Origin of the sequence: Amycolatopsis sp. QT-25 (assembly GCF_029369745.1) — a bacterium.
In the GTDB taxonomy this organism is placed as follows: domain Bacteria; phylum Actinomycetota; class Actinomycetes; order Mycobacteriales; family Pseudonocardiaceae; genus Amycolatopsis.
The window spans coordinates 2,536,907-2,563,906 of the sequence record NZ_CP120210.1 but is presented as its reverse complement, the minus strand read 5'-3'; the positions used below and the strand labels follow the sequence as shown (position 1 = coordinate 2,563,906).

Annotated in this window: 26 protein-coding genes; 11 read left to right on the top strand and 15 right to left on the bottom strand. The window is 68.3% G+C overall.

What is annotated here, in order from left to right; genetic code table 11:
- Positions 1–46 precede the first annotated feature (46 nt).
- A complete protein-coding gene (locus P3102_RS11990; protein WP_276368996.1) occupies positions 47–646 on the top strand; it encodes a CGNR zinc finger domain-containing protein in 600 nt (199 codons plus the stop codon).
- A gap of 18 nt (positions 647–664) precedes the next feature.
- Positions 665–1,714, top strand: a complete 1,050-nt coding sequence (locus P3102_RS11985) for a DUF2293 domain-containing protein (protein WP_276368995.1) — start codon at positions 665–667, stop codon at positions 1,712–1,714.
- A gap of 26 nt (positions 1,715–1,740) precedes the next feature.
- Here P3102_RS11985 and P3102_RS11980 read toward each other — a convergent pair whose 3' ends face one another.
- Both P3102_RS11980 and P3102_RS11975 read right to left on the bottom strand, forming a co-directional pair.
- Positions 1,741–2,160, bottom strand: coding sequence for a hypothetical protein (locus tag P3102_RS11980; protein WP_276368994.1), 420 nt, complete (start codon positions 2,158–2,160; stop codon positions 1,741–1,743).
- 122 nt (positions 2,161–2,282) lie between these two features.
- Complete coding sequence (locus P3102_RS11975; protein ID WP_276368993.1) at positions 2,283–3,347, bottom strand: XRE family transcriptional regulator; 1,065 nt, start codon at positions 3,345–3,347, stop codon at positions 2,283–2,285.
- A gap of 112 nt (positions 3,348–3,459) precedes the next feature.
- Between P3102_RS11975 and P3102_RS11970 the strand changes: the two genes are divergently transcribed.
- The gene (locus tag P3102_RS11970; protein WP_276368992.1) at positions 3,460–3,816 is read left to right on the top strand and encodes a DoxX family protein; all 357 of its coding nucleotides are present in this window, start codon (positions 3,460–3,462) and stop codon (positions 3,814–3,816) included.
- 428 nt (positions 3,817–4,244) lie between these two features.
- On the opposite strand, the gene P3102_RS11965 is transcribed toward P3102_RS11970, so the two are convergent.
- From P3102_RS11965 to P3102_RS11955, 3 genes are all read right to left on the bottom strand, one after another.
- Positions 4,245–7,061 (bottom strand): vitamin B12-dependent ribonucleotide reductase, encoded by a 2,817-nt coding sequence (locus P3102_RS11965; RefSeq protein ID WP_276368991.1) that lies wholly within the window; start codon positions 7,059–7,061, stop codon positions 4,245–4,247.
- Positions 7,062–7,095: 34 nt separating this feature from the next.
- The gene (gene nrdR / locus P3102_RS11960) at positions 7,096–7,584 is read right to left on the bottom strand and encodes a transcriptional regulator NrdR (RefSeq protein WP_034311932.1); all 489 of its coding nucleotides are present in this window, start codon (positions 7,582–7,584) and stop codon (positions 7,096–7,098) included.
- A gap of 295 nt (positions 7,585–7,879) precedes the next feature.
- Positions 7,880–8,374, bottom strand: coding sequence for a LysM peptidoglycan-binding domain-containing protein (locus P3102_RS11955; protein ID WP_276368988.1), 495 nt, complete (start codon positions 8,372–8,374; stop codon positions 7,880–7,882).
- Between the two features lie 368 nt (positions 8,375–8,742).
- On the opposite strand from P3102_RS11955, the gene lexA reads away from it, so the two are divergent.
- Complete coding sequence (gene lexA / locus P3102_RS11950; RefSeq protein ID WP_276371114.1) at positions 8,743–9,411, top strand: transcriptional repressor LexA; 669 nt, start codon at positions 8,743–8,745, stop codon at positions 9,409–9,411.
- Between the two features lie 65 nt (positions 9,412–9,476).
- Here lexA and P3102_RS11945 read toward each other — a convergent pair whose 3' ends face one another.
- The 3 genes from P3102_RS11945 to P3102_RS11935 all read right to left on the bottom strand — a co-directional run bounded on the left by P3102_RS11945 (position 9,477) and on the right by P3102_RS11935 (position 12,861).
- A complete protein-coding gene (locus P3102_RS11945) occupies positions 9,477–10,490 on the bottom strand; it encodes a hypothetical protein (RefSeq protein ID WP_276368986.1) in 1,014 nt (337 codons plus the stop codon).
- 393 nt (positions 10,491–10,883) lie between these two features.
- Entirely contained in the window at positions 10,884–12,320 is a 1,437-nt protein-coding gene (gene hflX, locus P3102_RS11940; protein ID WP_276368984.1) for a GTPase HflX, read from the bottom strand.
- Between the two features lie 43 nt (positions 12,321–12,363).
- Positions 12,364–12,861, bottom strand: coding sequence for a winged helix-turn-helix domain-containing protein (locus P3102_RS11935; RefSeq protein ID WP_276368982.1), 498 nt, complete (start codon positions 12,859–12,861; stop codon positions 12,364–12,366).
- Between the two features lie 60 nt (positions 12,862–12,921).
- Here P3102_RS11935 and P3102_RS11930 point away from each other — a divergent pair, with 60 nt between their 5' ends.
- Positions 12,922–14,163, top strand: a complete 1,242-nt coding sequence (locus P3102_RS11930; protein ID WP_276368980.1) for an MFS transporter — start codon at positions 12,922–12,924, stop codon at positions 14,161–14,163.
- Here the strand turns inward: P3102_RS11930 and dapF are convergent.
- From dapF to P3102_RS11915, 3 genes are read right to left on the bottom strand one after another with little or no spacing between them, the layout of a single operon-like run.
- Positions 14,160–14,984, bottom strand: coding sequence for a diaminopimelate epimerase (gene dapF / locus P3102_RS11925; protein WP_276368977.1), 825 nt, complete (start codon positions 14,982–14,984; stop codon positions 14,160–14,162). The two genes, P3102_RS11930 and dapF, sit on opposite strands and share 4 nt — an antisense overlap.
- Positions 14,985–14,994: 10 nt before the next feature.
- A complete protein-coding gene (miaA, locus tag P3102_RS11920) occupies positions 14,995–15,897 on the bottom strand; it encodes a tRNA (adenosine(37)-N6)-dimethylallyltransferase MiaA (protein WP_276368976.1) in 903 nt (300 codons plus the stop codon).
- Entirely contained in the window at positions 15,894–16,583 is a 690-nt protein-coding gene (locus tag P3102_RS11915) for a class III extradiol dioxygenase subunit B-like domain-containing protein (RefSeq protein ID WP_276368974.1), read from the bottom strand. Before P3102_RS11915 ends, miaA begins: the two co-directional genes overlap by 4 nt.
- Positions 16,584–16,818: 235 nt before the next feature.
- Between P3102_RS11915 and P3102_RS11910 the strand changes: the two genes are divergently transcribed.
- Complete coding sequence (locus P3102_RS11910; RefSeq protein ID WP_276368972.1) at positions 16,819–18,132, top strand: DUF349 domain-containing protein; 1,314 nt, start codon at positions 16,819–16,821, stop codon at positions 18,130–18,132.
- Between the two features lie 108 nt (positions 18,133–18,240).
- Here P3102_RS11910 and P3102_RS11905 read toward each other — a convergent pair whose 3' ends face one another.
- Together P3102_RS11905 and miaB are read right to left on the bottom strand one after the other, a co-directional pair.
- On the bottom strand, positions 18,241–18,702 hold the full coding sequence (locus P3102_RS11905) for a hypothetical protein (RefSeq protein WP_276368971.1): 462 nt from the start codon (positions 18,700–18,702) through the stop codon (positions 18,241–18,243).
- Positions 18,699–20,213 (bottom strand): tRNA (N6-isopentenyl adenosine(37)-C2)-methylthiotransferase MiaB, encoded by a 1,515-nt coding sequence (miaB, locus tag P3102_RS11900; RefSeq protein WP_276368969.1) that lies wholly within the window; start codon positions 20,211–20,213, stop codon positions 18,699–18,701. Before miaB ends, P3102_RS11905 begins: the two co-directional genes overlap by 4 nt.
- A 16-nt stretch (positions 20,214–20,229) precedes the next feature.
- Between miaB and P3102_RS11895 the strand changes: the two genes are divergently transcribed.
- On the top strand, positions 20,230–21,141 hold the full coding sequence (locus P3102_RS11895; protein ID WP_276368968.1) for a TAXI family TRAP transporter solute-binding subunit: 912 nt from the start codon (positions 20,230–20,232) through the stop codon (positions 21,139–21,141).
- Positions 21,142–21,162: 21 nt separating this feature from the next.
- Here the strand turns inward: P3102_RS11895 and P3102_RS11890 are convergent, their stop codons facing one another.
- Together P3102_RS11890 and P3102_RS11885 are read right to left on the bottom strand one after the other, a co-directional pair.
- The gene (locus P3102_RS11890; protein ID WP_276368967.1) at positions 21,163–22,548 is read right to left on the bottom strand and encodes a HAMP domain-containing sensor histidine kinase; all 1,386 of its coding nucleotides are present in this window, start codon (positions 22,546–22,548) and stop codon (positions 21,163–21,165) included.
- A 3-nt stretch (positions 22,549–22,551) separates the two neighbouring features.
- Positions 22,552–23,223 (bottom strand): response regulator transcription factor, encoded by a 672-nt coding sequence (locus tag P3102_RS11885; RefSeq protein WP_276368966.1) that lies wholly within the window; start codon positions 23,221–23,223, stop codon positions 22,552–22,554.
- A 289-nt stretch (positions 23,224–23,512) separates the two neighbouring features.
- Here P3102_RS11885 and P3102_RS11880 point away from each other — a divergent pair, with 289 nt between their 5' ends.
- The 4 genes from P3102_RS11880 (at position 23,513) to P3102_RS11865 (ending at position 26,827) form a co-directional block, all read left to right on the top strand.
- Positions 23,513–24,241: an amino acid ABC transporter ATP-binding protein gene (locus tag P3102_RS11880; RefSeq protein WP_276371112.1), complete on the top strand. Its 729-nt coding sequence runs from the start codon at positions 23,513–23,515 to the stop codon at positions 24,239–24,241.
- 37 nt (positions 24,242–24,278) lie between these two features.
- A complete protein-coding gene (locus tag P3102_RS11875) occupies positions 24,279–25,190 on the top strand; it encodes a glutamate ABC transporter substrate-binding protein (RefSeq protein ID WP_276368964.1) in 912 nt (303 codons plus the stop codon).
- Between the two features lie 84 nt (positions 25,191–25,274).
- Positions 25,275–25,922 carry an amino acid ABC transporter permease gene (locus P3102_RS11870; RefSeq protein WP_276368963.1) on the top strand — a complete coding sequence of 216 codons (648 nt, stop codon included), beginning with the start codon at positions 25,275–25,277 and terminating at the stop codon, positions 25,920–25,922.
- Positions 25,919–26,827, top strand: coding sequence for an amino acid ABC transporter permease (locus P3102_RS11865; RefSeq protein WP_276368961.1), 909 nt, complete (start codon positions 25,919–25,921; stop codon positions 26,825–26,827). The genes P3102_RS11870 and P3102_RS11865 overlap by 4 nt, the downstream gene beginning before the upstream one ends.
- Positions 26,828–27,000 lie beyond the last annotated feature (173 nt).

Genomic DNA, 27,000 nt, shown 5'->3' with positions numbered 1-27,000 from the left:
GCCGTAACCGTCTTATCCGGTTTCCGAAACCGACTATAGTGGTTACATGACTCCGGGAACAAGGGTGCTCGTCAGCGCCCAGGGTGAGCGCTATCGATTCGATCCGGGCAGCCTCAGCCTCGAACTCATGCTGACCGGCGGTCCCGGCCCCTACGAGCGTTACGAGATCGCGCACACCCCGTCGGACCTCGCCGAGTGGTTCACCGGCTCCCGGCTGGCACTGACCGCTCCCCTGACCGACGTCCGCATCAAGTCCGCCGAACTCGCCGCGCTCAAGGAACTTCGCGCCACGCTCCACCGCGTCGCGCCCGCCCTCGCCCGTGGTGGAACGCCGTCGGACGAAGACCTCGCCTTGCTGAACGGTGCGACCGAGGCGACCCCGAGGCCGCTCGTCGATCCGAAGACACGGCGGCTCGCCTGGGCACCGCCCGTCACCGGAGACCAGCTCCTCGGCGCCGTCGCCCGCGACGCCATCGGGCTCGTCGCGGGCGAACGGTCCGGCCGCGTCCGCGAATGTTCCGCGGACGACTGCTCTCTGCTGTTCTTCGACACCTCGCGCTCGGGCAATCGCCGCTGGTGCTCGATGGAACGCTGCGGCAACCGCGCCAAGATCCGGGCCTACCGCGCGCGGACCGAGACCGCCTGATCGCTAGGATTCCCGGCGATGCAGGGTGAGACGAAATTGGGACAGCGCGTCGTGGAGACGGCGGAGAAGCTGCTGTCCAAACGGAAATCGGTGACCGCGCTCGACATCTTGAGCGGGATCGGCTGGCTGCCGGACAACGTCCTCACCAGTTGGCAGCAGGGCCGGATCCCCGAGTTGTCCACCGCCTTGCCGGTGAGCACGGAGAAATTGAACTTCGCCCTCGGCACGCTTGCAGCGTGGGCGAAGGAAAAGGCTCTTGAAAGCTCGGAGATCGAGCATGTCGGCGCGACCCGTGACCGGGCGGTCCTCCGGGCGACTTCGGGTGAACTGGCCGGTCTCGAACCGCTGTTCCGGACGCAGTGGCTCATGCCGGGACTGTCCGAAGCCAAGCGGGCGCAAGTCCTCGCCCGGCAACGGAAAGCACCGGATCTCGTCGTCTCCGTGGCACTGAAGGACTGGACGTGCGCCGAGTGCGGCGGCACCGGCGACCTGCTGTTCATGGAGAACGAAAAGCCGCACTGCCTCGATTGCGCCGACCTCGGCCACCTGGTCTTCCTGCCCTCGGGCGACACCGCGCTGACCCGCCGGGCCAAGAAGGCGAGCCGGCTTTCCGCCGTCGTCGTCCGCTTCGACCGGTCGAGGAAACGCAGCGAGCGGCAAGGACTCCTGGTCGAGGACGCGGCGTTGCGCGCCGCCGAAGAACAGTGTCTCGCGGACGAGGACGTCCGGGAACGACGCCGCGGCCGTGACCGTGAGCGGCGCGCCGAGGAAGACGTCGAGTTCACCGCCCGATTCCACGAGGCGATCACGGAAATGTTCCCCGGTTGTCCGCCGGACCGGGCACGGGCCATCGCCGAACACGCCGGCCAACGCGGCAGCGGCCGGGTGGGCCGCTCCGCCGCCGGCCGGGAACTGGCCGAACGAGCGGTGTTCCTCGCCGTCGTCGCCTCGATCCGGCACCTGGACACCGAGTACGACGACCTCCTCATGGCAGGCATGGAACGGCAGGCCGCCCGCGACCGCATCCACTCCACCATCGAAGCCGTGCTGGACCGCTGGCGAGCCTGACCGCTGTCACGCTTCGGGGGCGGGCCTCACAACAATCCCTGAACACGAGCCCACTTGCCGAACTCGGCGCCGGTGCATGGCAGGCGCATGCCCGTGTCCCGGACCGAGTCGAGGAGATTCCCGGCGGCGACCTCGGTCAACTTCCCGTCCCGGCAGGCTCGCGCCAGGAGCCAGATCGTTCCGTGGACCTCCAGGCCGTACCGCCTGGCCACCCGGATCGCGGCCTGATCATCGGTTATCGCCAGGCAGTCCTCCAGTTCCGCGACCGCGAAAACACTGGCTTCACCCCGATTTCGTTCGCCCGCCCCGATCCTTCCCGTCCACTTCACGAAACACTCGAGTTCGCTGATCGTGTCGAGCCGATGCACCTTGATCCATTCGAGCGCCAAAGCGTCTTGAAGGGCGGGGTGCGCCGCCGAGCCAACACGCAGTTCCTCGATGACCACGTAAGTCGTACGACATCGTCGGAAATCAGCAGATCCCGCAGAACGTCCAGCCGATCTGCGCGCGCGAAATGGTTCAAGCACATCGCGTCGAGAATCAGGGGACGACAAGCCGTCACGAGCCGCTACCTGTTTCGACCTCCGGCAGATCTTCGATCTCGACCTCTCCGTGCATGAGCTCGACGGCTCTCGCAGGCGTGACGAAGTGCTGTCGCAAAGCCTCCATGCACCGCGTGGGCATAACTGGGAGGAACCCGTACCCCTTCGAGGTCGGGTTGCGGCACCCATCCGACGGCATCCCTGAGCTCCGCCCTCGTCGGCGCGTCGGAGAACCACTTCGTCACTCGACCTCCGTCGAGCAGACCGACGTGACCGGCCTGGCGCACCGTAAGCGACCACGAAGTGCGGAAAACCGCGGACAGCTTGATCAATTCGCTACGCAGATCGCTCTTGACCACCTGCTCCAGCACTTCGGACGGAAGCAGGAACTCCGCCGCGAACGCGTCGATGACACGCTCCCTGTCTTCGCGCGAAGTCGACACCCCGAGATCGGTCGAGTACTCGTCCCCCAATACCAAGTGCCCCAGCTCATGGGCGGCGGTCGCCCTACGCCTTCCCGGCTCAGCCAGCCTGCTGACGACGGACACGCCGAACTCCCCCTCCATCAGCGACGCCCCGTCGCCGGGAAGGTCCGACACGAGGACGTACTGCCCCACTCGTTCACACTCTGCCATCAGAGACCGGATCGGTTCCTGTCCGAGACCCTGCCTGTTCCTGAGCCACAAGGCGGCTTCCCGTGCGTCCTGCGAGTCTGTGACGGTTCGGTCGTACACCGCCGCCTTGCGCGGCTCGAGAAGGCCGAGGGCCACGACCTGGCGAATGTCGTCCAGCCAGGCCATCAACTTGGCCTCCAGCCGGTAGGAATCCCTGGAGAGGGCGCTGTCCGTGTCGTCGACCAGGCTGGTCCGCCGCGACAGCACAGTCGGCTGCTCGCGAAGGAAGTGCCCCATGGGCACCTTCAGTGCGGCGGCCAGCTTCGCCAGCTCGAGCGCATCGATCTGCCGTCCCCCGGACTCGATCTTGGCGATCTTCGTGCGCTCCAACCCGACGGCGCTCGCCAGCTCGGCTTGCGACATGCCCGCCGCCAGCCTGCTCTCCCGGACGCGCTCGCCCACATCAGCCCATTCCACCGGACCAGCGTGGTGCGATTTTCGCACATTCGTCAAGTCGGAGGCCTGTCACGTGCACCAACGATTGTCCTGACCGCTGTCACGTTCCGGGAGCGGGCCTCGTCCCGTAGTCATGTCCACTGCCTATCTCGCCCTGGCCATCGTGACGATCGTGATCAACGCCGGGATCGCCGCCGCCGACTTCGCGCGGATCCCGTTCGTCCTGAAGAACTCCGCCGAGGTCGACGTGCCTCAGTCCTGGATCCCGCCGCTGGCCTCGCTGAAGGCCGCGGGCGCGGCCGGACTGCTGTTCGGCCTGCTCGGCGTGCCGTACATCGGAACCGCGGCCGCCGCCGGGCTCGTGCTGTTCTACGTCGGCGCCGTCCTCACCCACGTGCGCGCCCGCGTCCTCTACAACATCGCCTTCCCCACCGGATTTCTCGCGCTGGCGGTGGCAACCTTGGTCCTCGATCTCGCTCAGGCCAGATAGGCGGGACAGGCGTCGTGCGGCTCTTTGAACGACGTGGTGGTCGGACCCGACTGGTTCACCGAAATTCCCGTACGCGGCCACACTTGAATTAACCACTGGGTCAGCGTCATGCCCAGCATTTCGGCACTTCCTTGATCATCGTCGAATCAAAGACGGGAGACCGTAGACCCGCCAAGACCATGGTGCTCGAAGAACGTGAAGCGTTGCCCCACGACTGCCGGACCAAGAAGGACCTCGAAGGCCGGGCGGTTGTGATTCTCGACGACATCTGTCACACCGGCTACACGATGACCGGTATTGACACCATGTCCGAACGGGCTGCAGTCGTCACCGTCCTGGACTTGGCGCTGCCAGAAACCTCCACCGCTGGAGCGACGGCGAAAGCTGTGCGGGGACGGCGAGCAACCATCCCCGCACAGCTCGTAAACTCAGCTACAGCCGGACGTCGCTCCGCAGCCTTCACAGGCATAGCAGGAGCCGGCGGGCCGCATCTTGGTGCCGCAGGTCATGCAGAGCGGCGCGTCGGAGGCGGTGCCGAGGTTCAGTTCCACCAGTTCCGCCGTCGAGTGCGCCACCTTGGCGGGAGCGGCCGTGGACGAGTCCACAGTGGACCGAAGGGCGTCGAGGTCGACGTTTTCCGGTTCCGCGGCGGGCGTGGCGCCGTAGTTCGCCTCGACCTGCGCCGAGCGCTCGTCGGCGGTGAAGATGCCGAGCTGAGAACGCTTCTCGTACGGCAGGTAGTCCAGCGCCAGCCTGCGGAACAGGTAGTCCATGACGCTGGTGGCGATCCGGATGTCCGGGTCGTCGGTCATGCCGGCGGGTTCGAAGCGCAGATTGGAGAACTTCGAAACGTAGAACTCCAGCGGGATGCCGTGCTGCAGGCCGACCGAGATCGACATCGAGAACGCGTCCATCACGCCCGCCAGGGTCGAACCCTGCTTGCCGAGCTTCACGAAGATCTCGCCGAGCCCGTCGTCCGGGTACGAACCGGCGTGCAGGTAGCCCTCGGCGCCCCCGACGGTGAACGACACCGTCTGGCTCGGGCGCTTTTTCGGCAGGCGTTTGCGAACCGGCCGGTACTCGACGACCTTTTCCGGCTCGGGGGCGGCCTTCTCGTTTTTGCCGGTGGACAGCGGCTGACCGACCTTGCAGTTGTCGCGGTAGATCGCGAGCGCCTTGAGGCCGTACTTCCAGCCCTGGAAGTAGATTTCCTCGACCTCTTCGACGGTCGCCGACTCCGGCATGTTGACCGTCTTGGAGATCGCGCCGGACAGGAACGGCTGCACCGCGGCCATCATCCGGACATGCCCCATCGGTGCGATGGACCGCTCCCCCACCGCGCAGTCGAACACCTCGTAGTGCTCCGGGCGCAGGCCGGGGGCGTCGACGACGTGACCGTGCTGGGCGACGTACTCGACGATCGCTTCGCTCTGTTCGGCCTGGTAGCCGAGCGCGGACAGGGCTCGCGGGACGGTCTGGTTGACGATCTGCATCGAACCGCCGCCGACCAGCTTCTTGAACTTGACCAGCGAGAAGTCCGGCTCGATGCCGGTCGTGTCGCAGTCCATCATGAAGCCGATGGTGCCGGTGGGTGCCAGCACCGACGCCTGCGCGTTGCGCCAGCCGTCTGCCTCGCCCAGTTCGATGCCGCGCTTCCATTCCTGCGTCGCGAGCGCGCGGACCGCGGCGTCGTTCGCGTGGTAGGTCCGCACCAGTTCGTTGGCGGCGGCGTGCTTGCGCATGACCCGCTGGTGTGCCTCGGCGTTGCGCGCATAGCCCTCGTACGGCCCGACGACCGCGGCGAGTTCGGCGGAGCGCCGGTACGAAACGCCTGTCATCAAAGAGGTGATCGCGGCGGCGAGCGCGCGGCCGCCTTCGGAGTCGTACGCGTGTCCGAGCGCCATCAGCAGCGCGCCGAGGTTCGCGTAGCCGATACCCAGCTGGCGGAACTTACGGGTGGTGTCGCCGATCGCCTCGGTCGGGAAGTCGGCGAAGCAGATCGAGATGTCCATGGCGGTGATGACCAGCTCGACGGCCTTCGCGAACAGTGGCGCGTCGAAACCGCCGTCCTCGGTGGCGAACTTGAGCAGATTCAGCGAGGCGAGGTTGCAGCTGGAGTTGTCCAGGTGCATGTACTCCGAACACGGGTTGGACGCGGTGATCCGGCCCGATTCGGGGCAGGTGTGCCAGTCGTTGATCGTGTCGTCGTACTGCAGCCCCGGATCGGCGCATTCCCAGGCGGCCTGCGCGATGGCGCGGAACAGCTTCTTGGCGTCGACGCGGTCGATGACCTCACCGCTCGTCCGCGATCGCAGGCCGAAGTCGCCCCGGGTCTCGACGGCCTGCATGAACTCGTCGGAGACCCGGACCGAGTTGTTCGCGTTCTGGTACTGCACGGAGGTGATGTCCGCACCGGAAAGGTCCATGTCGAACCCGGCGTCGCGGAGAACCTTGATCTTCTCCTCTTCACGGGCCTTGGTCCGCACGAACTCCTCGACGTCCGGGTGGTCGACGTCGAGGACGACCATCTTCGCCGCGCGACGGGTGGCGCCACCGGATTTGATGGTGCCCGCGGAGGCGTCGGCACCGCGCATGAAGGAGACCGGACCGGACGCGGTGCCACCGGAGGACAGCAGCTCACGCGAGGAACGGATGCGGGAGAGGTTCAGCCCGGCACCGGAGCCGCCCTTGAAGATCAGGCCCTCTTCGCGATACCAGTTGAGGATCGACTCCATGGTGTCGTCGACCGAAAGGATGAAACACGCCGAGACCTGCTGCTTCGACGTCGTGCCGACGTTGAACCACACCGGCGAGTTGAAGCTGAACACCTGGTGCAGCAGCATCCAGGTCAGTTCGTGCTCGAAGACCTCGGCGTCGGCGGGACTCGCGAAATAGCCGTGTTCGCGGCCCGCGTCGACGTAGGAGCGGACGACGCGGTCGATCAGCTGCTTGAGGCTCTGCTCGCGCTGGGCCGAGCCGACGGCACCACGGAAGTACTTGCTGGTGACGATGTTGGTCGCGTTGACCGACCAGAAGCCGGGGAACTCGACCCCGCGTTGCTCGAAGTTGATCGTGCCGTCGCGCCAGTTCGTCATCACGACGTCCCGGTGCTCCCAGGTGACCTGGTCGTACGGGTGGACGCCCTCGGTGGTGAAGACCCGGCGCACGGCGAGCCCGCCCGCCTGCTTCTTCTTCCCACTCGTCCGCGGTGTGGCCGGGTTGTCTGTTCCCACGGTCTCGGTCATGGGTCTTTCCCTCACTCCCACGCGGGAGGCGGCTTCAGCCGTCTTTCGCGTCTTGATCGCTCTCGTCCGGTGTGGCAGCCATGGCCTCGCGGAGGTCCGAGATCTCCTTCTCGAAATCCTCGACCGAGGAGAAGGAGCGGTAGACGCTGGCGAACCGGAGGTAGGCGACGCCATCGAGTTCACGCAGGGGGCCCAGGATCGCCAGGCCGACCTCATGACTCGGGATCTCCGCCAGCCCCGCCGACCGGATCGACTCCTCGACCCGCTGCGCGAGCTGCTGCAGCGCGTCGTCGTCGACCGGCCTGCCCTGGCAGGCGCGACGCACCCCCCGGACCACCTTGTCCCGGCTGAACTGCTCGGTGACCCCGGATCGTTTGACGACGGCGAGCACCATCGTCTCAGAGGTGGTGAAGCGACGACCGCAAGCGGCGCATGAGCGCCTTCGCCGAATCGCTTGTCCCTCATCCACCTCTCGGGAGTCGACGACCCGAGAGTCCGCATGCCGGCAGAACGGGCACCTCATCCGCCGATCACCTTCCCCTCCGCGCCGGCCGGTCCCGAGTGGATGCCCGTCGCCACGCAACGACGGGAAGGATCGACCTATGGATCGATCTGTGGACATCCGGTGGGTGCACACGAGCCAGCTGTGGACAACTGGTACCGAGTCTACCCCAAGCTATGGACCCACTACAGCCATGTAACTACTACATATAGCGGTGGAGACTAGATCGCAGGTGGGACGCACGCAAGCGCGGCGGCCGGGTCGATCGGACACGAAAGGGGAGCTCGTCCAGCACGGGTGAGAGCAGCCCTCAAGATCACCTCCCACCCTCCGCGACCTCGGCCGCGACCGGGACCGTGAGGGGCAACCCTGGCACGAGGACGACGTCTTCCAGGGAGTTGAGTTCCTTGATCTTGGCCACCACCGCGCCGGTGTCGCTGCCTGGCGCGAAACGGGCCGCGAGGCCGGACAGCGTCTCCCCCGCCGAAACGGACACCGTGATGGTCCGTTCGGGCACCGCGGCGCCCGGGACGCCGGCGAAGAACAGACCCGATCCGGTGACCACCGCGGCGACGAGCAAGGCCATCGCGACGAGCGACGGCCACCTGAGCGGCAGCCGCCTCGGCGCCGGGCACGCCGGGGAGGCGGTGGCCACACCCGGACGACGGCTCGCCACGACCCGTGCCCTGGTCGGAGGACGCAAAGGTTCGGCACGCCCGCCCCGGACCACCCGCACGGGCCTGGTCAACCCTGCCGGAACGGGCCCGGGGGAACTGGGCCGCGCCAGTCCTCGATCGGCCAGAATCGACATAGGAACCTCCTCGCAAGTCCTGCTGCGCTCGGCGCCGGGCCACGACCCGGCGATCAAGATCGAACAGGCGTTCTATCGAACGCCCGTGCGAATGTGTACCACCTCCCACCGACAAAAATCGAGCGACACGGCGTGTCCATCGAACAGATGTTTGAAATCGTCGTCCCGGCGGGCTAACGTCGTTGACCAGGGCGTCTGCTGCGCGGACGCCGCCGGTGCCGTGGACGGGAAAGATCGTCCGTCACCGGCGAAGACACGCGAAGTCGGTCCGGGAGACCGGACGTACTGGGAGGCGACGCAGGAGATGAAGGAGCGAGACGGTGGCTAAGGTGAGCAAGGCGGGGAACGCGCCTAGGGGCTCGGGCAAGGTGCGCTCCTTGCCCGAGGTTAACGAGGTGGACGAGACCCTGACCGTGCGACAGCAGCAGGTGCTCGACGTGATCAAGCTGTGGGTGAGCCGGTTCGGCTACCCGCCGAGTGTGCGTGAGATCGGCGAGGCGGTCGGGCTGACCTCCACTTCGTCGGTGTCGCACCAGTTGCAGGCCCTGCAGCGCAAGGGTTATCTGCGACGCGATCCGAACCGCCCGCGTGCGGTCGGTGTGCTCGCCGCGACGGACGACAACCCGATGGGCATCGACGTCGAGCAGCCGCAGTCGGCCGCGAAGGCCGCGTACGTGCCGCTCGTCGGGCGGATCGCCGCCGGTGGGCCGGTGCTGGCGGAGCAGGCGATCGAAGACGTCTTCCCGCTGCCGCGGGAGATCGTCGGTGAGGGTGAGCTCTTCCTGCTCAGCGTCACCGGTGACTCGATGGTCGACGCCGCCATCACCGATGGCGACTGGGTCGTCGTGCGCCAGCAGCCCACGGCCGACCCCGGCGAGATCGTGGCCGCGATGATCGACGGCGAGGCGACGGTCAAGACGTTCAAGCGCAAGGACGGCCACATCTGGCTGATGCCGCACAACGAGGCGTACGAACCCATCCCGGGTGACGACGCCACGATCCTCGGCAAGGTCGTCGCCGTTCTTCGCAGGCTGTAGGCCGGAATCGGAGCACGCCGGGATCCCGGGTCGCGAAGACCCGGGTCAGGCTCGGCAAGCTTCGGTCAGGCTCGCCGTTTCCGGAGCTTGCCGACCAGCAGGAAGCCGCCGATCACGACGATCGCGGCGATACCGACCTGCACGTAGGGGAAACCGGATCCCTGGCCTGTGCCGCCGACCGCGGCCGTCCCACCCGAAGTGCTGCCCTCGGATTCGGCCGCTTCGACGGCGAGTGCCGCCGCGCCCTTCACCGCACGGATCTGCTCCCCGACACCCTCCCCACCGGACAGCAGGGTCCCGTCCGGATCGAAGGCGAGCGCCTCCCCCTGTTTCTCGTTCGGCAACGGCACCCGCACCGGCTCACGCTGCAGCGCGCTCTTCAGGTCTCCGCCGGTGACGGCGTAGAGGTAAGCGTCGGTGTAAGTACGTAACGCGACCACCGAGCCGTCGGCCATCGACGCCGCGCCGGTCACCGTCATCGACCCGATCGATCCGGCGGGCCCGCCCTGCGTCGAAGTCTCCTTGATCTGCAGCGAGCCCACGTTCTCCAACGGAGTCGGGCCGGGACTGGCGAGCGGCCCTGTCGGCCGGTACACCTTGGAGCTGCCGAAGAAGTCCTTCGTGATCAGGTACGGCGTGCCCGAACGGTCCATGATCAGCGCTTCGACGTCGTGCTGCCCGTCGGGATAGGTGAGCCGGTGCAGCGTCGCCTTGCCCTGCGGGGTCAGCGAGATCAGCGCGACCGTGTCCCGCTGCTTGCGGTTGTCACCGGCGTCGGAAAGCCAGAAGGTGCCGTCGGCGGTGCGGGCGAGATCCTCGGGGTCGTACGGGTCCGTCGCGGCCGAGATGACCTTCTGGACCTTGCAGTCGCGGCCGAGGACGAAGACCTGCGTCTTGGTCCCGCCGTCGTTGAGGGCGTACAGGTGGTCGCCGTCGGAAACGAGTCCGGAAAGCTCGCTGAGCCGGGAATCGCTGTTCTTGCACACCGGCTGCGGAGCCGGGACCTCCTGCGCCATGGCGGGGGTCGTCCCGCCGATGAACGCCGCCAGCACGGCCACCGCCGCGACAATCCCCCGCACATCCACCTCCGTACCGTGGAACCCCTGAAGCCTCACACTACGGAGACGTCCGGGACGGCGCGCAGTTCGGTCGGAACGCCGAGACGGGGCGGAATGTCGCGAAGGCCACTTTCGGCTGCGCGCGGCTTGTCAGCGGTGAGGACGGTTTCTTCGAGCAAACGGCGCCCGTGCCGTGATGTCCAGGCCCGCGGTGACCGGCCGTTCGCTGGGTTCGCGATCAGGGTGAGGCGTGACTCGCGTGATCGGAGGCGGAACTCGCGTGATCGGGTGCGGTCTCGCCTCGGCCAGTCATCGACGTCGGGGCGGGAACGGACTCACGCAAGGGGTCCGGGCTATCCGGAAGCACGTGAAAGGCCCCTTTCAGCGCGGTGAAAGGGGCCTTCACGTACTTGCTTACAGAGCCGAGTCGTTCGTCTGGAAATCGCTCAGCGCCGCGGCCAGTTCGGGCCTGCCGCGGACGACCAGGCGCGTACCGGTCTCGACGTGCTCTTCCTCCAGCACTTCGCCGTCGGCGTGGGCCCGGGAGACGAGTTCACCTCGTGAGTACGGGATCAGCACCTCGACCACGACTTCCGGCCTCGGCAGCCGTTCCGCGATCACCTCGGCCAGCTCCGCGATCCCGGTACCGGCCCGCGCCGACACCTGCACCGAACCGGCCATCTGGTGCCGCAACCGGGCCAGCGACACCTCGTCGGCGGCATCGGTCTTGTTGATCACCAGCAGCTCCGGCGGGAGCGGCTCGGAGCGGCGCTTCGTGATCTCGGCGAGCACTTCGCGTACCGCGTTGACCTGCTCTTCCGGCGTCGGGTCGGAACCGTCGACGACGTGGACGAGCAGGTCGGCACTCGCCGCTTCCTCCAGCGTCGACCTGAACGCGTCCACCAGCTGGTGCGGCAGGTGACGGACGAAACCGACGGTGTCGGTCAGCGTGTAGGTGCGGCCGTCCGGGGTCTGCGCCCGCCGGGTCGTCGGATCCAGGGTGGCGAACAGCGCGTCCTCGACCAGCACGCCGGCCCCGGTCAGCGCGTTGAGCAGGCTCGACTTGCCGGCGTTGGTGTAGCCGACGATCGCGACGCTCGGCACCTCGTTGGCCACCCGTCGACCGCGTTTGGTCTCGCGGATGGTGTCCATCGCGGCGATCTCGCGCCGCAGTTTCGACACCCGCTTGCTGATCCGCCGCCGGTCCGTTTCGAGTTTGGTCTCACCGGGACCACGCAGACCGACACCACCGTTGGCGCCGCCCGCCCGGCCACCGGCCTGCCGGGACAGCGCCGCACCCCATCCGCGAAGCCGCGGGATCAGGTACTGCAGCTGGGCCAGCTCGACCTGCGCCTTGCCCTCCTTGGAGCGGGCGTGCTGGGCGAAGATGTCGAGGATCAGGGCGGTGCGGTCGATGACCTTCACCTTGACCTTCTCCTCCAGCTGGCGCAGCTGGCCGGGTGAGAGCTCACCGTCGCAGATCACCGTGTCGGCACCGGTGGCCGCCACGATCTCACGCAGTTCCTTGACCTTGCCCGAGCCGATGTAGGTGGCGGGATCCGGGCGGATCCGCCGCTGCACCAGGCCTTCCAGCACTTCGGAGCCCGCCGTTTCGGCGAGCCGGGCGAGTTCGGCGAGCGAGGCCTCGGACTGGAGGGCGCTGCCCTCGGTCCACACACCGACCAGAACGACGCGTTCCAGGCGCAACTGCCGGTATTCGACCTCGGTGACATCCGCGAGTTCGGTGGACAGGCCCGCTACCCGGCGGAGCGAGGCGCGGTCCTCGAGCTCCAGTTCGCCGGTCGAAGGGTCCATGTCGTCGTTCAGATCGTTGTGTGTCAGTTCCGTCATCGTGCCTCCATGGTCCCACGTTTCGGCGGCGGGACCGAATTCATTACCTGCTCGGATACTTCGACAAGTAGATGGCCGTGCGTTTCGCGTCCGGGTCGACCGGCCGGGAGATGAAGTCGTCGACGAGCTCCATGAGCCGTGCTTCGAACTCCGCGACCTGCTCGTCCGGTACCTGGACGACCATGCGTGTCTGCTGCACCTCGTCGAATCCCACGTCGGCGATCTCGGCCAGGTAGGCCTCGAAGATCGCCTGGTCGATCCCCCTGTCGCGGGAATCAAGATGCCAGGACAACCCGGTCGAGCGATACGGAATTTCCTTCGCGCCGCGCGTGCCGCGTCTCACCGGGAGCGCTTCGAGGAACCCGGTGTCGACGAGCTTGCGCACGTGGTGCAGCGTCGTCGCGGGATCGCGATCGAGCCGTTCGGCGAGTTCCTTGTTGGTCAGCGCCTCCGAGTACGTCAACCGGATGATGCGCAGCCTTATTCCGGAGGCCATGGCGGCGATCTCGGCCTCGGTGGCGGCGCGTCGTGGAGTGGGCACACGGACAGCTTAGGGCCGAAAGTGATTGACAGTTTCCAATCACTTGGCCAAGGTGGCGTCGTGCGCAGAGACTCCCTCTTCTTCCACGCGGACTTCCGGCGGCTCTGGGCGGGCGATACGGCCAGCCAGGTGGGCGCCTTCGCCGGTCAGACCGTGCTCCCCTTGCTCGCGGCCACCGTGCTGGCCGCCACGCCGTTCCAGATGGGAGTGCTGACCGCGGCCGAGACGATCGCCTTCCTGATCATCGGGCTGCCGGCCGGGGTGTGGGTGGACCGCCTGCGGCGGCGGACGCTGATGCTGCGGGCCGACTTCGTCCGCGCCGCGTTGCTGCTGACCATTCCGCTCGCCTGGTGGGCGGGGGTCCTGTCGCTGACGCAGTTGATCGTGGTCGCCACCCTCGTCGGCGTCGCGACGGTGTTCTTCGATGTCGCGTACCAGTCATATCTGCCGTCATTGGTGGGCCGGGAACAGCTGCTGGAAGGCAACGCGAAACTCCAGGCCAGCCAGTCGGTGGCGTTCCTGACCGGCCCCGGCGTCGGCGGCGGGCTGGTCCAGCTCGCGGGTGCGGCCAACGCGGTGCTGACGACCGGGCTGGGCTTCCTGACCTCCGCGCTGTGCCTGCTGCGGATCCGCACCGTCGAAGAGGTGCCCGAGCGGCATGAGGACGCGAAGCTGCTTCCCCAGATCGCCGAGGGTCTGCGGTTCGTGTTCACCGACGCCGCCCTGCGCTCGATCGTCGCCTGCACCGCGACCGCCAACCTGTTCAACGGTGCCTTCACCGCGGTGGAGATCCTGTTCCTGAACCGGGAACTGGGCCTGCCGCCGGCGGCCGTCGGTCTCGTTCTGGCGACCGGTGGCCTGGGCGGGATCCTCGGGGCGATCCTGGCCGGGGCCCTGACCCGGCGGATCGGTCAGGCGCGGTCGATCTGGCTGGTCCCCCTGCTGACCTGGCCGTTCCAGCTACTGCTCCCGCTCGCCGCGCCGGGCCGGCGAATCGTGCTGTTCCCCGTCGCCTTGGCGATCGCCGGGTTCGGGATCATCGTCTACAACGTCGCGCAGGTCTCGTACCGGCAAGCCGTGTGCCCGGACCGGCTGCTCGGCCGGATGAACGCCAGTGTGCGGTTCGTCGTCTGGGGGATGCTGCCGCTCGGCGCGCTGATCGGCGGCGTGCTCGGGGAGGCGATCGGGATCCGGGGAACGCTCTGGTTCGTCGCCGTCGGCGAGACGGCCGCGCTGCTGTGGGTGGTCTTCTCGCCGATTCGGAAGCTTGGCGACCTTCCCACGGAGCCGGTCGCGGTCTAGCCGAGCCCGGCCCACCAGGTCTCGTCGAGTTCGCCGCGGGCGACGATCTCCGCCGGTCCGGTCAGCGTGGAGCCGCCGCGGCGCACCTCGACGACCACGCGGCCGCCGGGGATGTCGACGCTTGCTTCACCGGTGTCGGTGCCCGCGAGGTGCAGGGCGGCGGCGACCGCGGCGACCGTGCCGGTGCCGCAGGACCGCGTCTCGCCGACGCCGCGTTCGTGGACGCGCATCTTCAGCGTGTCTTCGCCCAGCAGGTTGATGAACTCGAGGTTCACGCCGTCGGGGAACACGTCGGAGTCGAAGTCGGGCTGGTCGCGCAGGTCGAGCACGTCGACGTCGTCTTCGACGACCGACACCAGATGCGGGTTGCCGACGCTCACCGCGACGCCGGAGAACGGCTTCCCGGCGACCACGGTGACCGAGGTGCCGGTGATGGTCGCCGGGCCCATCTGCACGGTCACCGAACCGTCCTCGCGCATCCGCACCGGCCTGTCGCCGGCGCGGGTGCCGATGACGAAGTCGCGCTCGGTCACCGACCCGGAATCGACCAGGTAGCGGACGAAGACCCGGACGCCGTTGCCGCACATCTCCGCGATGGACCCGTCGGCGTTGCGGTAGTCCATGAACCATTCGCCGCGGGACTCGACATCCAGTGCGGACGACCGCACGATCCGGAGCACACCGTCGGCGCCGAGACCGCGCTGACGGTCGCACAGCGCCGCCACTCGCGCCTCCGTCAGTTCGAGGCGGCCGCCGGGGTCGGGAAGGAGCACGAAATCGTTCTGTGTGCCGTGTCCCTTAAGGAATTCGATGCCGCCCATGACTCCAAGGCTACTGGGCCGTCACCTCGAGGACGCGCTCGGCCAGCCGCTCCGAACCACCGTCGAACCACTGGATGCGCTTGTCCCGCCGGAACCAGGAACGTTGCCTGCGCACGAACCTCCGGGTGGCCTGTGCGGTGGCCTCGGCGGCGGCCCGGAAGTCGCCGTCGCCGTCCATCGCGGCGATCACCTGGTGGTAGCCCAGCGCCCTCGAAGCGGTGAGCCCGTCACGGAGTCCCCTGCCCAGCAACGTCCGGACTTCCTCGACGAGCCCGGTCGCGAACATGATCTCCACGCGGCGGTCGACGCGGGCGTCGAGTTCGGCGGGTTCGCGGTCGATGCCGATCAGGACCGTGTGGTAGCGGGCGGGTCCGGGTTTCGGCAGGTTCGCCGAGAACGGTTCGCCGGTGATCTCGATGACCTCCAGCGCGCGCACGATCCGGCGGGTGTTGGTCGGCAGGATGGCCGTCGCGGCGACGGGGTCGAGTTCGGTGAGCCGGGCGTGCATCGCGGCGGCCCCGATTTCGTCGGCTTCGGCGGTCAGCCGGGCGCGTATGTCCGGATCGGTGCCCGGGAACTTCAGGTCGTCGAGCACGGCTTGGACGTAGAGGCCGGACCCGCCGGTGAGGACCGGCACGCGTCCGGCGGCCAGGAGTTCTTCGACGCGGGCGCGGGCGTCACGCTGGTACGCGGCGACGGACGCCGTCTCGGTGACGTCGAGGACGTCCAGCAGATGGTGCGGCACCCCGCGCCGCTCCTCGATGGTCGCCTTCGCCGTCCCGATGTCCATCCCGCGGTACAGCTGCAGGGCGTCGGCGTTGACCACCTCACCCCCGAGGGCGCGGGCGAGTTCGACCGCCAGCGCGGTCTTCCCGGTCGCCGTGGGCCCGGCGACCGCCACCGGCCGGATCACGCGTGCTCCCAGACCGCGACGTGGTAAGCGACGCCGAACGGCGCGGCCGAATAAAGGACCTCGGCGGTCCAGCCCTCGTCCGCCGCCAGCCCGGCGAGGACCTGCCAGGGCGCGCGACCGCCGGCCCCGAGTTCGGCGGCGTACGCCGGGTCGAGCGCGGCCAGCGCGCCCGTGTCGGCCTTGGCCAGCGCGTCGCGGACGCCGGCGTCGAAACCTGCCGCCCGTTCGTCTTCGCCACCGGGGGAACGCGGACCGTGCCGGCTCGAACCGTCGCCGAGGACGAGCACCGCGGCGTGCTCCCCCAGCGTGCGGCCCAGCTGTTCGCACCGGCCTGCCGGTGCGGCGGGATCGACGAGGTGGACCCGGACGGACGACGCACCCGCTTGCTCGCGGAGCCAGCCGGCCACGAGCGCGGGCAACGGCAGCTCGGTTTCGGCTGCTGTCACCCGGCTGAGTGAGACTCCGAGGTCGACGCCGAAGCCGCGGAAGGACCCAGTCGCGTGTTCCGGCACTTCGGGCGCACCCGTGGCCGCGCCGACGACGACCCAGTCCGGCGAAGCACTGGTCAGCCGCCTCGCGGCCGCAAGACAGGCTTCGCGCAGCTCGGCGCCTTCATCCGCCGCTCCGGCGGCCAGTTCGGGAATGAGCAGTGGAGGTTGCGGAAGCACGGCGACACGGCGGATCACGGCCGCCGACGTTACCTTCCCCGCCTCCGAGCACCGGCGACCGACCGCCACGGAGCATCCACCGGAAGTAGGATCACTGCCCTCTGGCGGTTCATCCGGTTCCACGGTGAGCGCTGAGCTGCTTGAATGCCGCAAGGGGTCGATACCCCCGAAGCAAGACGGCAACGCATTACCCGGCCCCGCCGCTAGGCGGGGCGCCCGCGCCAGCGGGCGTACAGGCGATAAGGAGCCTGCGATGGCCCAGGAGAACACGTCCACCGGTACCCCGGCACCGCACCCGGTACCGCACGCGCTCGGTGGCGGGCACCCCGCACCCCCCGTGCCGCCCGCCGAACCCAGCCCGTCCGCTTGGGGCAGGGTCGACGACGAAGGAACGGTGTACGTCAACACGCCCGACGGTGAACGCGCGGTCGGTGTCTGGCAGGCCGGCAGCCCGGACGAGGGTCTGCTCCACTACGCGCGCCGCTTCGACGACCTGCGCACCGAGGTCGAGCTGCTGGAGACGCGGCTGGAGTCCGGCGCGGGCGACCCGAAGCACGCGCTGGCCACGGCCACGCAGCTGCGCGACGGTCTCGCCGAAGCCGCCGTCGTCGGTGACATCGCCGCGCTGGGCGGCCGTATCGAGCAGGTCATCGCCCACGCCGAGAAGGCGCTGACCGCGGCCAAGCAGGAACGTGAAGAGGCCCGCGCGGCGGCCGTCCTGCGCAAGCAGGCCCTCGCCGACGAGGCCGAGAAGCTCGCCGCGGAGTCGACCCAGTGGAAGGCCGCCGGCGACCGGCTGCGCGCCATCCTGGACGAGTGGAAGACCGTCAAGGGCGTCGACCGCAAGACCGACGACGAGCTGTGGAAGCGGTTCTCCAAGGCCCGTGAGGCGTTCAACCGCCGCCGTGGCTCGCATTTCGCCGAGCTCGACAAGCAGCGCGCGGGTGCCAAGAACCGCAAGGAAGAGCTCATCGCCGAAGCCGAGTCGCTGTCGGAGTCCGAGGACTGGGGCGACACGGCGGGTCGCTACAAGGACCTGATGACCGAGTGGAAGGCCGCCGGCCGCGCGCCCAAGGACAGCGACGAGGCGCTCTGGCAGCGTTTCCGCGCGGCGCAGGACAAGTTCTTCGCGCGGCGGTCCGCGGTGTTCTCCGAGCGGGACGCCGAGTTCGCCACCAACGCGCAGCGGAAGGAAGAGCTGCTCGTCGAGGCCGAGAAGATCGACCCCGCCGCGAACCTCGAAGCGGCGAAGCAGCACATGCGGCGCATCCAGGACCAGTGGGACGAGATCGGCAAGGTCCCGCGTGAGCGCATCCGCGAACTGGACGGCCGCCTGAAGGCCGTGCAGGACGCGATCAAGTCGGCCGAGGACAGCAAGTGGCGGCGGACCGACCCGGAGGCGCAGGCCAGGGCGGCGCAGTTCCGCGAGCGGGTCGAGCAGTTCGAGTCGCAGGCGGCGAAGGCCCGTGCGGCCGGTGACGAGCGTCGCGCGAAGAAGGCGGACGAGCAGGCCGCGCAGTGGCGTGAGTGGCTCGAAGCGGCGGAAGCGGCCATCGCGAACCGGTGAGCACCGGAACCAGCGGGCCCGCACCCGGAAGTACCTGAAGGCCCCCTTTCTCGCGCTGGGCGGGGGGAAGGGGGCCTTCAGGTACTTGGGCAGAACTGAGTGGGCCGGCTAGCCGCGCGAGAAGGCGGCGCGCATCCAGTAGACGGCCAGCGCGACGGTGGCGATCCAGGCGACGATCATCCCGAAACCCGGACCGCCACCGGCCGCGCCGGTCGCGTGTGAGGACTGCTGGGACCAGATCGCGAGCATCCCGTCGACGGAGGCGAACCAGCCGCCCGCGGCGCAGACCCAGGACAGCCACCAGCGCCGGGTCACCAGCGTGACGGCGGAGACGAACACGCCGATGCCGGTGGAGGTCGCGGCGAACAGCTGCGGGATCCCGCCACCCTTGCCGAGCAGCACCTCCCAGCCCGCGTGCTCGCCGACCCAGGGCAGCAGCTGGGCGACCAGCAGCACGAACACCAGCACGGCGATGGAGAACCCGCGCCTGCCCAGGTCGATCGTCTTGGCCGCGCGTTCGCCGACTTCGTCGATCTCGGCGGCGAGTTCGTCGATCTTCGGTTCGGTCACAGTGCACACCCGCTCACCGGTTCCGGCGTGACGGCCGGGGCACCGAAGCCCGGCAGGCCCAGCGTCACGCCATTGGTCTTCGGCCGCAGCCCGGCCTCGGAGTTGTCACCCGCCCTGGTGCGGCGGTGCGACAGCAGGTCGCCGTCGGCGACGAGGTGGTGCGGAGCGCCGTAGGTCACCACGGTCTCGACGACGTCGCCGGGACGCACGGCGCGGTCCACCAGCGGTCCCGTCGGCGCGAAGTGGACGAGCCTGCCGTCACGGGCACGGCCGCTCATCCGGTGCGTTTCGGCGTCCTTGCGGCCCTCGCCGGAGGCGACCAGCAACTCGACACGGCGTCCGACGATCTTCTTGTTCTCTTCCCAGGAGATGTCGTTCTGCAGCTTCACGAGCCGTTCGTAGCGCTCCTGCACGACCTCCTTCGGCAGCTGCCCGGCCATCTCGGCGGCGGGCGTGCCCGGCCGGATCGAGTACTGGAAGGTGAAAGCGCTGGAGAACCGCGCCTGCGCGACGACGTCGAGCGTGGCCTGGAAGTCTTCCTCCGTCTCGCCGGGGAAGCCGACGATGATGTCGGTGGTGATCGCGGCGTCGGGCATCGACTCGCGCACGCGGTCGAGGAGCTTGAGGTAGCGCGCCGAACGGTAGGACCGCTTCATTTCGCGCAGCACCTTGTCCGACCCGGACTGGAGTGGCATGTGCAGCTGGTGGCACACGTTCGGCGTCTCGGCCATGGCGTCGACGACGTCCTCGGTGAACGCCGCGGGATGCGGCGAGGTGAAACGGACGCGCTCCAGTCCCGCCACCGCACCGCAGGCGCGCAACAGTTTCCCGAACGCGAGCCGGTCGCCGAATTCGACGCCGTAGGAGTTCACGTTCTGGCCGAGCAGGGTCACTTCGAGCACGCCCTCGGCGACGAGTGCCTCGACCTCGGCCAGGATCTCACCGGGACGGCGGTCGCGTTCCTTGCCCCGCAGCGCCGGGACGATGCAGAAGGTGCAGGTATTGTTGCAGCCGACCGAAATCGACACCCAGCCCGCGTACGCGGAGTCGCGCTTCGCCGGAAGCGTCGAAGGGAAGGTCTCGAGCGATTCGAGGATCTCGACCTCGGCCTCGGCGTTGTGCCGCGCGCGTTCCAGCAACGTCGGCAGCGCGCCGATGTTGTGCGTACCGAACACCACGTCGACCCACGGGGCGCGGTTGACGATCTCGCCGCGGTCCTTCTGCGCGAGGCAGCCGCCGACCGCGATCTGCATGTCCGGCTTCGCGGTCTTCTGCGGCCGCAAGTGGCCGAGGGTGCCGTACAGCTTGTTGTCCGCGTTCTCCCGCACGGCGCAGGTGTTGAACACGATCAGGTCGGGTGTGGCCTCGCCGTCACCCGGAACGTAGCCGGCGTCCTCGAGCTGCCCGGCAAGACGTTCGGAGTCGTGCACGTTCATCTGGCAGCCGAAGGTGCGGATCTGGTAGGTTCGCGCGCTCATCTCGCCTTCGAGGGTACGCGGGCGGGGTTTCATGGCACGATCGACCCTCATGAGGAGACCAGGGGTGCTGGCGGCGGTGATCGCCGTGGTCTGCGCCCTGGTCACCGGATGTGACCCCGGCGTCGGCCCGCTGCACCTGCGCATCGCGGCCGGCAACCCCGGCGGCGTGTACCTGCCGCTCGCGAAGCCGCTCGCCGCGGCCTGGGCGGCCGATCTGGAGATCGCGCTCCCCGAGGTGCAGGAGACGCAAGGGTCGCTGGACAACCTCGCCCGTCTCCGGTCCGATCAAGCCGACATCGCCTTCGTCGCCGCCGACGTCGCGGCCGATCAACCCACCGGGATCGCCGCCCTCGCCCGTATCCACGACGACTACCTGCACGTCGTCGTCCGCGCCGACTCGTCGATCACCGCCATCGAGCAGCTGAAGGAGCACCGGGTGGCGATCGGCGCGCCCGATTCCGGCGTCGAGTACATCGCGCACCGCCTGCTGACCATCGCCGGTTTGTCCGGCCGGGTGACGACTCGGCAGCTCGGCTTCCAGGATTCGCTGACCGCCCTCACCCGCGGCGAGATCGACGCCTTCTTCTGGTCCGGCGGCCTGCCTACCGTCCGCCTCGCCGAAGCGGCGGGCAGCACGCGGGTCAGGCTCCTCGACCTCGAAGACTTCATTCCGCGGATGCGGGAGATCAGCCCGGTCTACGGCACCGCGACCATTCCGGCCAGCACCTATCACCAGGAGAAGCCGGTGACCACCCTGCTGGTACCGAACTTCCTGATCGTCCGGTCCTCGATGCCCGACGACCTCGCCCGGGGACTGACGGCGGGCCTGTTCGGCGCCCGCACCCGGCTGGCGGAGGTCAACCCGGCCGCCTTGTCGATCGACGTGCATCCCGGCATCGAAACCGAGCCTCTGCCCCTGCATCCGGGTGCGCTCCGCTACTTCCGCGAAGGCAAGCCCTGAACCGCCCGTGCCTCGAAGATCTCAAGGAAGGTGGGCGGGAAAGGTCACCGAAGCCAGCAGTCCGCCGTCTTCCGGCGACTCCAGGGCCAAGGTGCCGTCGGATCTGGTGACGATTTCCCGCACGATCGCCAGCCCCAGCCCGGAGCCCTGCACGTTCTGGTGCCGCGCCCCGCGCCAGAACCGGTCGGTCGCGCGATCCAGGTCCTCGGACCGCAGGCCGGGGCCGTGGTCCCGGACGGCGATCGTCACCCGGTCCCCGGCGGAGCGCACCGAAACCTTCACCTCGGTTCCCGGCTCGCTGAACTTGAGGGCGTTGTCCAGCAGCGAGTCGAGGACGACGGTCAAACCGTCCGGCGGGAGCAGGACCCGCATCGTCTCGTCCGTCGGCTCGGCCGCCAAGACGACGTCACGGGACTCGAAGACGACCGACCAGTCTTCGACCCTCTGGTCGACCAGGTCACCCACGACGACCGGAACCAGCTCGTTCCCGGACCCCTCCGCCTTCGCCATCGACAGCAGGTCGTCGACGAGCCGGTACAAGCGGTCGGCGTCGACCATGGCCGCCGCCAGCTCCGTCGCGGATTCGCCTTCCACCTTCGACTTGACGTTGCCGAGCCGGATCTTCAACGCGGTGAGCGGATTCCGCAGCTGATGGGAGGCGTCCGCGACGAAAGCCCGCTGCGCCGCCAGCGCCGCGGACACCCGGCCTGCCATCCGGTCGAACGAACGGGCCAGTTGGCGAAGCTCGGGTGGTCCGCCACTTTCCCCGACGGGGTCGGCTTCGCGCCCGCTCAGCACGGCGGTCACCAGATATTCGGTCGCGTCGTCCAGCCGATGCACGGGGCGCAGGATCCACCGGACGACCGGGGTGGTCAGCAACAGCGCGAGCACGAAAGCGAGCGCTCCGCCGACGGCGAGCGACAACCATTGCCAGAGCACCTCCGTACGGGCACGGGAGGTGTCCGAGATCGTGATGGCCGCTCCGCGGACGTCACCGTCGACCAGAACCGGTTCGGTGAGCACCAGCGGCGCCGTGCTCCACGGGGTCAGCCGCTCGCCGGGGCCCTGGTGACGGCCGGCCAGCGCGTCGCGGATCGCGTCGGCGACCCGGGGATCCGCCGACAGGTCGCCGGCGGTGCCGATCACCTGGCGAAGATCCCGGTCCACCACCGCCACCTCGACGCCGTAGACCTCCGCGTACCGGCGCATCTGCTGGTCGAGATCGGCGAACCGGTCGTCCAGCAACGGCCGTTCGGCGAGGGAGGCGAACCGGGCCGTATCCGTGAGGCGGTCGAGGAACAGCCGCTGCCGCACACCGTCGGCCAGGCTCAGCGCCAGCGGGACGCCGAGCCCGAACACCACCAGTGAGACCAGGATGAGCACGATCCCCTGCAGGCGGACCCTCACCGGTCAGTCCCATCCCTCGCGGAGCCGGTAACCGACCCCGCGGACGGTCTCGATCAGGGTGGGGCGGCCCAGCTTGGTGCGCAGGGTCGCGACATGGACGTCGAGCGAGCGGCTCTCCGCCGCTCCGCTGTGCCCCCACACCCTCGTCAGCAACTGCTCCCGCGGGCACACCGCGCCGCGCGCGCGGACCAGCAACGCGAACACCTGGAATTCCTTGCGGGAGAGAGCGACCGGGGTGCCCGCCACCAGCACCTCGTGGCGGGCGAGGTCCACCGTGACGTCGCCGAGCCGCACAACCTCGGGGCTGGAAGCCGCTTCCCGTTCGCCGCGTCTGCGTCTCACCGCGTCGACCCTGGCCAGCAGTTCATCGACGTCGTACGGCTTGACCAGATAGTCGTCCGCCCCGGCGCGCAGGCCGAGGATCCGGTCCCCCACCTCGCCGCGGGCCGACACCACGATCACCGCGACGTCACTTTCCGCGCGAATGCGGCGGCACAGCTCCACCCCGTCGATGTCCGGCAGCCCGAGATCGAGCAGGACGACGTCGAACCGGGCCACCTGATCGAGCACCCCCGCTCCGGAGGCGAGCCGGGTCATCGCCAGCCCACGGGACACCAACGCCGGGACGAGGGCGTCCGCGACCCGATCGTCATCCTCGACAAGCAGCACCCGCACCTCGGCCATCCTTCCTCTCGGGCACCTCCGGCGATACTCACGCCGAGTCACCGGCGACGCCGCGGCGAGCGCTCGCCTGCTCCATCCGCGCACCCCGTACCCGGCAACCGGGCGGCCCGGGTCTCACCGCGTAACGGACATCGATACCTACTTGAAACCCTAAGTGTTCCTCAAAGCTCAGGCTCCCCGCCGCGCACCGGGGTAGGTTTCCCCGACATACGCAGGACACTCGCCCACTTCCCGGCGAGCGGATTTTGGAGGCCAGATGACCACGGACGTGGCGCCATTGATGATCAAGGCAGCCGCCGTGAACAAGTACTTCGGCGACCTCCACGTGCTCAAGGAGATCAACCTCGAGGTGCCCAAGGGGCAGGTCGTCGTGGTACTCGGCCCGTCGGGATCCGGTAAGTCCACGCTGTGCCGGGCGATCAACCGCCTCGAACCGATCGACTCCGGCGAGATCGCCGTCGACGGCGTTCCGCTGCCCGCCGAGGGAAAGGCGCTCGCGGCGCTCCGTGCCGACGTCGGCATGGTGTTCCAGTCGTTCAACCTGTTCGCGCACAAGACGATCGTCGAGAACGTCATGCTGGCCCCGATGAAGGTCCGCAAGGCCTCGGAGGCCGAGGCCCGCAAGGCGGCGATGGAGCTGCTCACCAGGGTCGGGATCGCCAATCAGGCCGACAAGTACCCGGCGCAGCTCTCCGGCGGCCAGCAACAGCGCGTGGCGATCGCCCGTGCGCTGGCCATGCGTCCCAAGGTGATGCTGTTCGACGAGCCGACCTCCGCGCTCGACCCGGAAATGGTCCAGGAGGTCCTGGACGTCATGACCGGGCTCGCGAAGGACGGGATGACGATGCTGGTCGTCACCCACGAGATGGGCTTCGCCCGGCGGGCGGCGAACCGGGTGATCTTCATGGCGGAGGGGGAAATCGTCGAGGACTCGACCCCGGAGGACTTCTTCACCCGGCCCAAATCCGACCGGGCGAAGGATTTCCTCGGCAAGATCTTGACCCACTGAAATGGTTTCAGGAAGCACCAAACCACAGGAGATCCGCATGAAAATCCGCGCCCTGGTGACCGGGCTGCTCGTCGGCAGCCTCGCCTTGACCGCGTGCGGCAAAGAAGGAGCCCCGGCCGCGGGCGACGGCGCCGCGGGTACGAACGCCGCCTCGCTGCCCACCTACGCCGTGGCGCAGAACGCCGACGTCGCGGGCTCGCCGACCTTCGCCAAGTTCAAGGCTCGCGGCGGCCTGATCATCGGGGTCAAGGACGACCAGCCAGGACTCGGCCAGAAGGACCCGACGACCGGCAAGTACTCGGGCTTCGACATCGAGATCGCCCGGCTGATCGCGGCCAACCTCGGCTATCCCGAGGACAAGATCACTTTCAAGCCGGTCCAGTCCCTCGGCCGTGAGCAGGCGATCGCCAACGGCGACATCGACTACTACGTCGGCACTTACACGATCTCGGACAAGCGCAAGCAGCTCGTCTCCTTCGCGGGCCCGTACTTCGTGGCCGGGCAGGACCTCTTGGTCCGCAAGGACGACAGCTCCATCACCGGCCCGGAAACCTTGAAGGGCAAGAAGGTCTGCTCGGCGACGGGATCCACTCCGGTCCAGCGGGTCCGGGAACAGGGCCTGACCGAAGCCGGCAACATCGTCGAGTTCCAGGGCTACTCGCAGTGCGTCGAGAAGGTGATCTCCAAGGAGGTCGACGCCCTCACCACCGACGACGCCATCCTGAAGGGCTACGCCGCGCAGGAGCCCGAGCAGCTCAAGGTCGTCGGCAAGACCTTCTCGAAGGAGCCCTACGGCGTCGGCATGAACAAGGACGACAAGGCGCTTCGCGACAAGGTCAACGACGTTCTGCAGACCGCGCTCGACGACGGCACGTGGCAGAAGATCTACGACGCCACCCTCGGCAAGTCCGGTTCCCCGGCGCAGAAGCCTGCCCTCGACCGGTACTGACCGAAGTACGACCCGAATCGCCGGTGGTCCCGATGAGGAACCACCGGCGATCCTTATCACCACTCCGGCGGCGGGGAAAGTTGCATGGACGTCCTACTCGATAACCTGGATCTCTTCGGTCCGTTCTTCCTGAACACGATCTACCTGTTCCTCCTGGCCGCGGTCGCCAGCCTCGTTCTCGGCACTCTCATCGCCATGCTGCGGGTCAGCCCGGTGCCGGTCTTCCGTGCCGCGGGGACGACCTATGTCACCCTCGTGCGGAACACCCCGCTGACCTTGGTGTTCCTGTTCTTCGCTTTCGCTTATCCGCTGCTGAACATCGTCGGCCTGTCCTACTTCGTGGCCGCGGCCGTGGCCTTGACCATGTACACGGCGGCCTTCATCTGCGAGGTGGTCCGCTCCGGGATCAACACCGTCCCGGTGGGCCAGGCCGAAGCCGCTCGCGCGCTCGGCCTCAACTTCGGTCAGATCATCGGGCAGATCGTGCTGCCCCAGGCGATCCGCTCGGTGGTGCCACCGATCATGAGCACCCTCATCGCCCTGCTCAAGAACACCACGATCGCCGCCGGGTTCTCGGTGACCGAAGCGGGAGCGATCCGCCAGTACCTGTCGGAGCGCGGGGAGGACCAACTCATCGGTCTGCTGTGGGTGACCCTCGGGTTCCTCATCCTGGTCGCGATCCTCTCCTATGTTCAGCGGTCCCTTGAAAAGCGGTGGAGCGTCAGCCGATGAGCAACGTCCTGTTCGACCTTCCCGGCCCGAAGGCCCGCGTCCGGCACCGGGTGCTGGCCGCCGTCGGTGTCGTCGCGGTGATCGCGCTGATCGCCTACGTGGTCTACCGCTTCCACGACAGCGGGCAGTTCACCGCCCGCAAGTGGGAATGGCTCCAGTACAAGCAAGTTCAGGAAGATCTGCTCAAAGCCGTCTTGGCCACGTTGAAGGCTTTCGCGGCCGGCGCCGTGCTCGCGCTCGTCTTCGGCGCGGTCTTCGCGGCGGGCAGGCTTTCCGATCACGCCTGGATCCGCGGTATCTCGACGGCCGTCGTGGAACTGTTCCGCGCGATCCCGTTGCTGATCTTGATGTTCCTCTTCTACTACGGCCTCCCGGTCGTGGACGTGCGGATGACGCCCTTCCTCGCCGTGGTGCTGGGGCTCACCCTCTACAACGGTTCCGTCCTCGCCGAAGTCTTCCGCGCCGGTATCCTCTCGTTGCCGAAGGGGCAGTCGGAAGCCGCGTACGCCTTGGGGATGCGCAAGACCCAGGTGATGTTCTTCGTACTCCTCCCGCAGGCCGTCAGGGCGATGCTGCCGACGATCGTCAGCCAATTGGTCGTCCTGTTGAAGGACACCGCGCTCGGCTTCCTGATCACCTACGAGGAACTGCTCTACTACGCCCGGTTCGTCGGCTCGCAGGGAGCGTTCAGCCGCCCGATCGTGCCGACCACGATCGTCATCGCGGCCATCTACATCACCCTGTGCCTGCTGCTCACCGCGCTGGCCAGATACCTCGAGAAACGCAACCGCCGCAACAAGAAGATCATCCACACCGAGGGCGGCGACAAGGCCGAGCTGACGACGCTCACCGCGCTGCAGCCGGGCGCCACCGCCCACGGTCTCGGCGGTGCGGCACCCCAGTAAGGATCTTCGGAGTGACCCGTCTCGGCTCCTGAGGCGGGCGTGCAGCCGCCGGTACCGTGGCCGATCAGGTCACGCCGGCGGCTGTTCGCGTTCGGTGACGAAATCCGTATCGCCCGCTCCCGTGCGCGAGCATTTCGATTCCGCCGCGGCGCCCTGCGTGACGGAAATCGAAT

What these genes read in the sequence shown, in the direction of transcription:
- P3102_RS11990 (WP_276368996.1), top strand. Translation starts at nt 47, where the DNA reads ATGACTCCGGGAACAAGGGTGCTCGTCAGCGCCCAGGGTGAGCGCTAT.
- P3102_RS11985 (WP_276368995.1), top strand. Translation starts at nt 665, where the DNA reads ATGCAGGGTGAGACGAAATTGGGACAGCGCGTCGTGGAGACGGCGGAG.
- P3102_RS11970 (WP_276368992.1), top strand. Translation starts at nt 3,460, where the DNA reads ATGTCCACTGCCTATCTCGCCCTGGCCATCGTGACGATCGTGATCAAC.
- P3102_RS11965 (WP_276368991.1), bottom strand. Translation starts at nt 7,061, where the DNA reads ATGACCGAGACCGTGGGAACAGACAACCCGGCCACACCGCGGACGAGT.
- nrdR (WP_034311932.1), bottom strand. Translation starts at nt 7,584, where the DNA reads ATGAGGTGCCCGTTCTGCCGGCATGCGGACTCTCGGGTCGTCGACTCC.
- P3102_RS11955 (WP_276368988.1), bottom strand. Translation starts at nt 8,374, where the DNA reads ATGTCGATTCTGGCCGATCGAGGACTGGCGCGGCCCAGTTCCCCCGGG.
- hflX (WP_276368984.1), bottom strand. Translation starts at nt 12,320, where the DNA reads ATGACGGAACTGACACACAACGATCTGAACGACGACATGGACCCTTCG.
- dapF (WP_276368977.1), bottom strand. Translation starts at nt 14,984, where the DNA reads ATGGGCGGCATCGAATTCCTTAAGGGACACGGCACACAGAACGATTTC.
- P3102_RS11910 (WP_276368972.1), top strand. Translation starts at nt 16,819, where the DNA reads ATGGCCCAGGAGAACACGTCCACCGGTACCCCGGCACCGCACCCGGTA.
- miaB (WP_276368969.1), bottom strand. Translation starts at nt 20,213, where the DNA reads ATGAAACCCCGCCCGCGTACCCTCGAAGGCGAGATGAGCGCGCGAACC.
- P3102_RS11895 (WP_276368968.1), top strand. Translation starts at nt 20,230, where the DNA reads ATGAGGAGACCAGGGGTGCTGGCGGCGGTGATCGCCGTGGTCTGCGCC.
- P3102_RS11880 (WP_276371112.1), top strand. Translation starts at nt 23,513, where the DNA reads ATGATCAAGGCAGCCGCCGTGAACAAGTACTTCGGCGACCTCCACGTG.
- P3102_RS11875 (WP_276368964.1), top strand. Translation starts at nt 24,279, where the DNA reads ATGAAAATCCGCGCCCTGGTGACCGGGCTGCTCGTCGGCAGCCTCGCC.
- P3102_RS11870 (WP_276368963.1), top strand. Translation starts at nt 25,275, where the DNA reads ATGGACGTCCTACTCGATAACCTGGATCTCTTCGGTCCGTTCTTCCTG.
- P3102_RS11865 (WP_276368961.1), top strand. Translation starts at nt 25,919, where the DNA reads ATGAGCAACGTCCTGTTCGACCTTCCCGGCCCGAAGGCCCGCGTCCGG.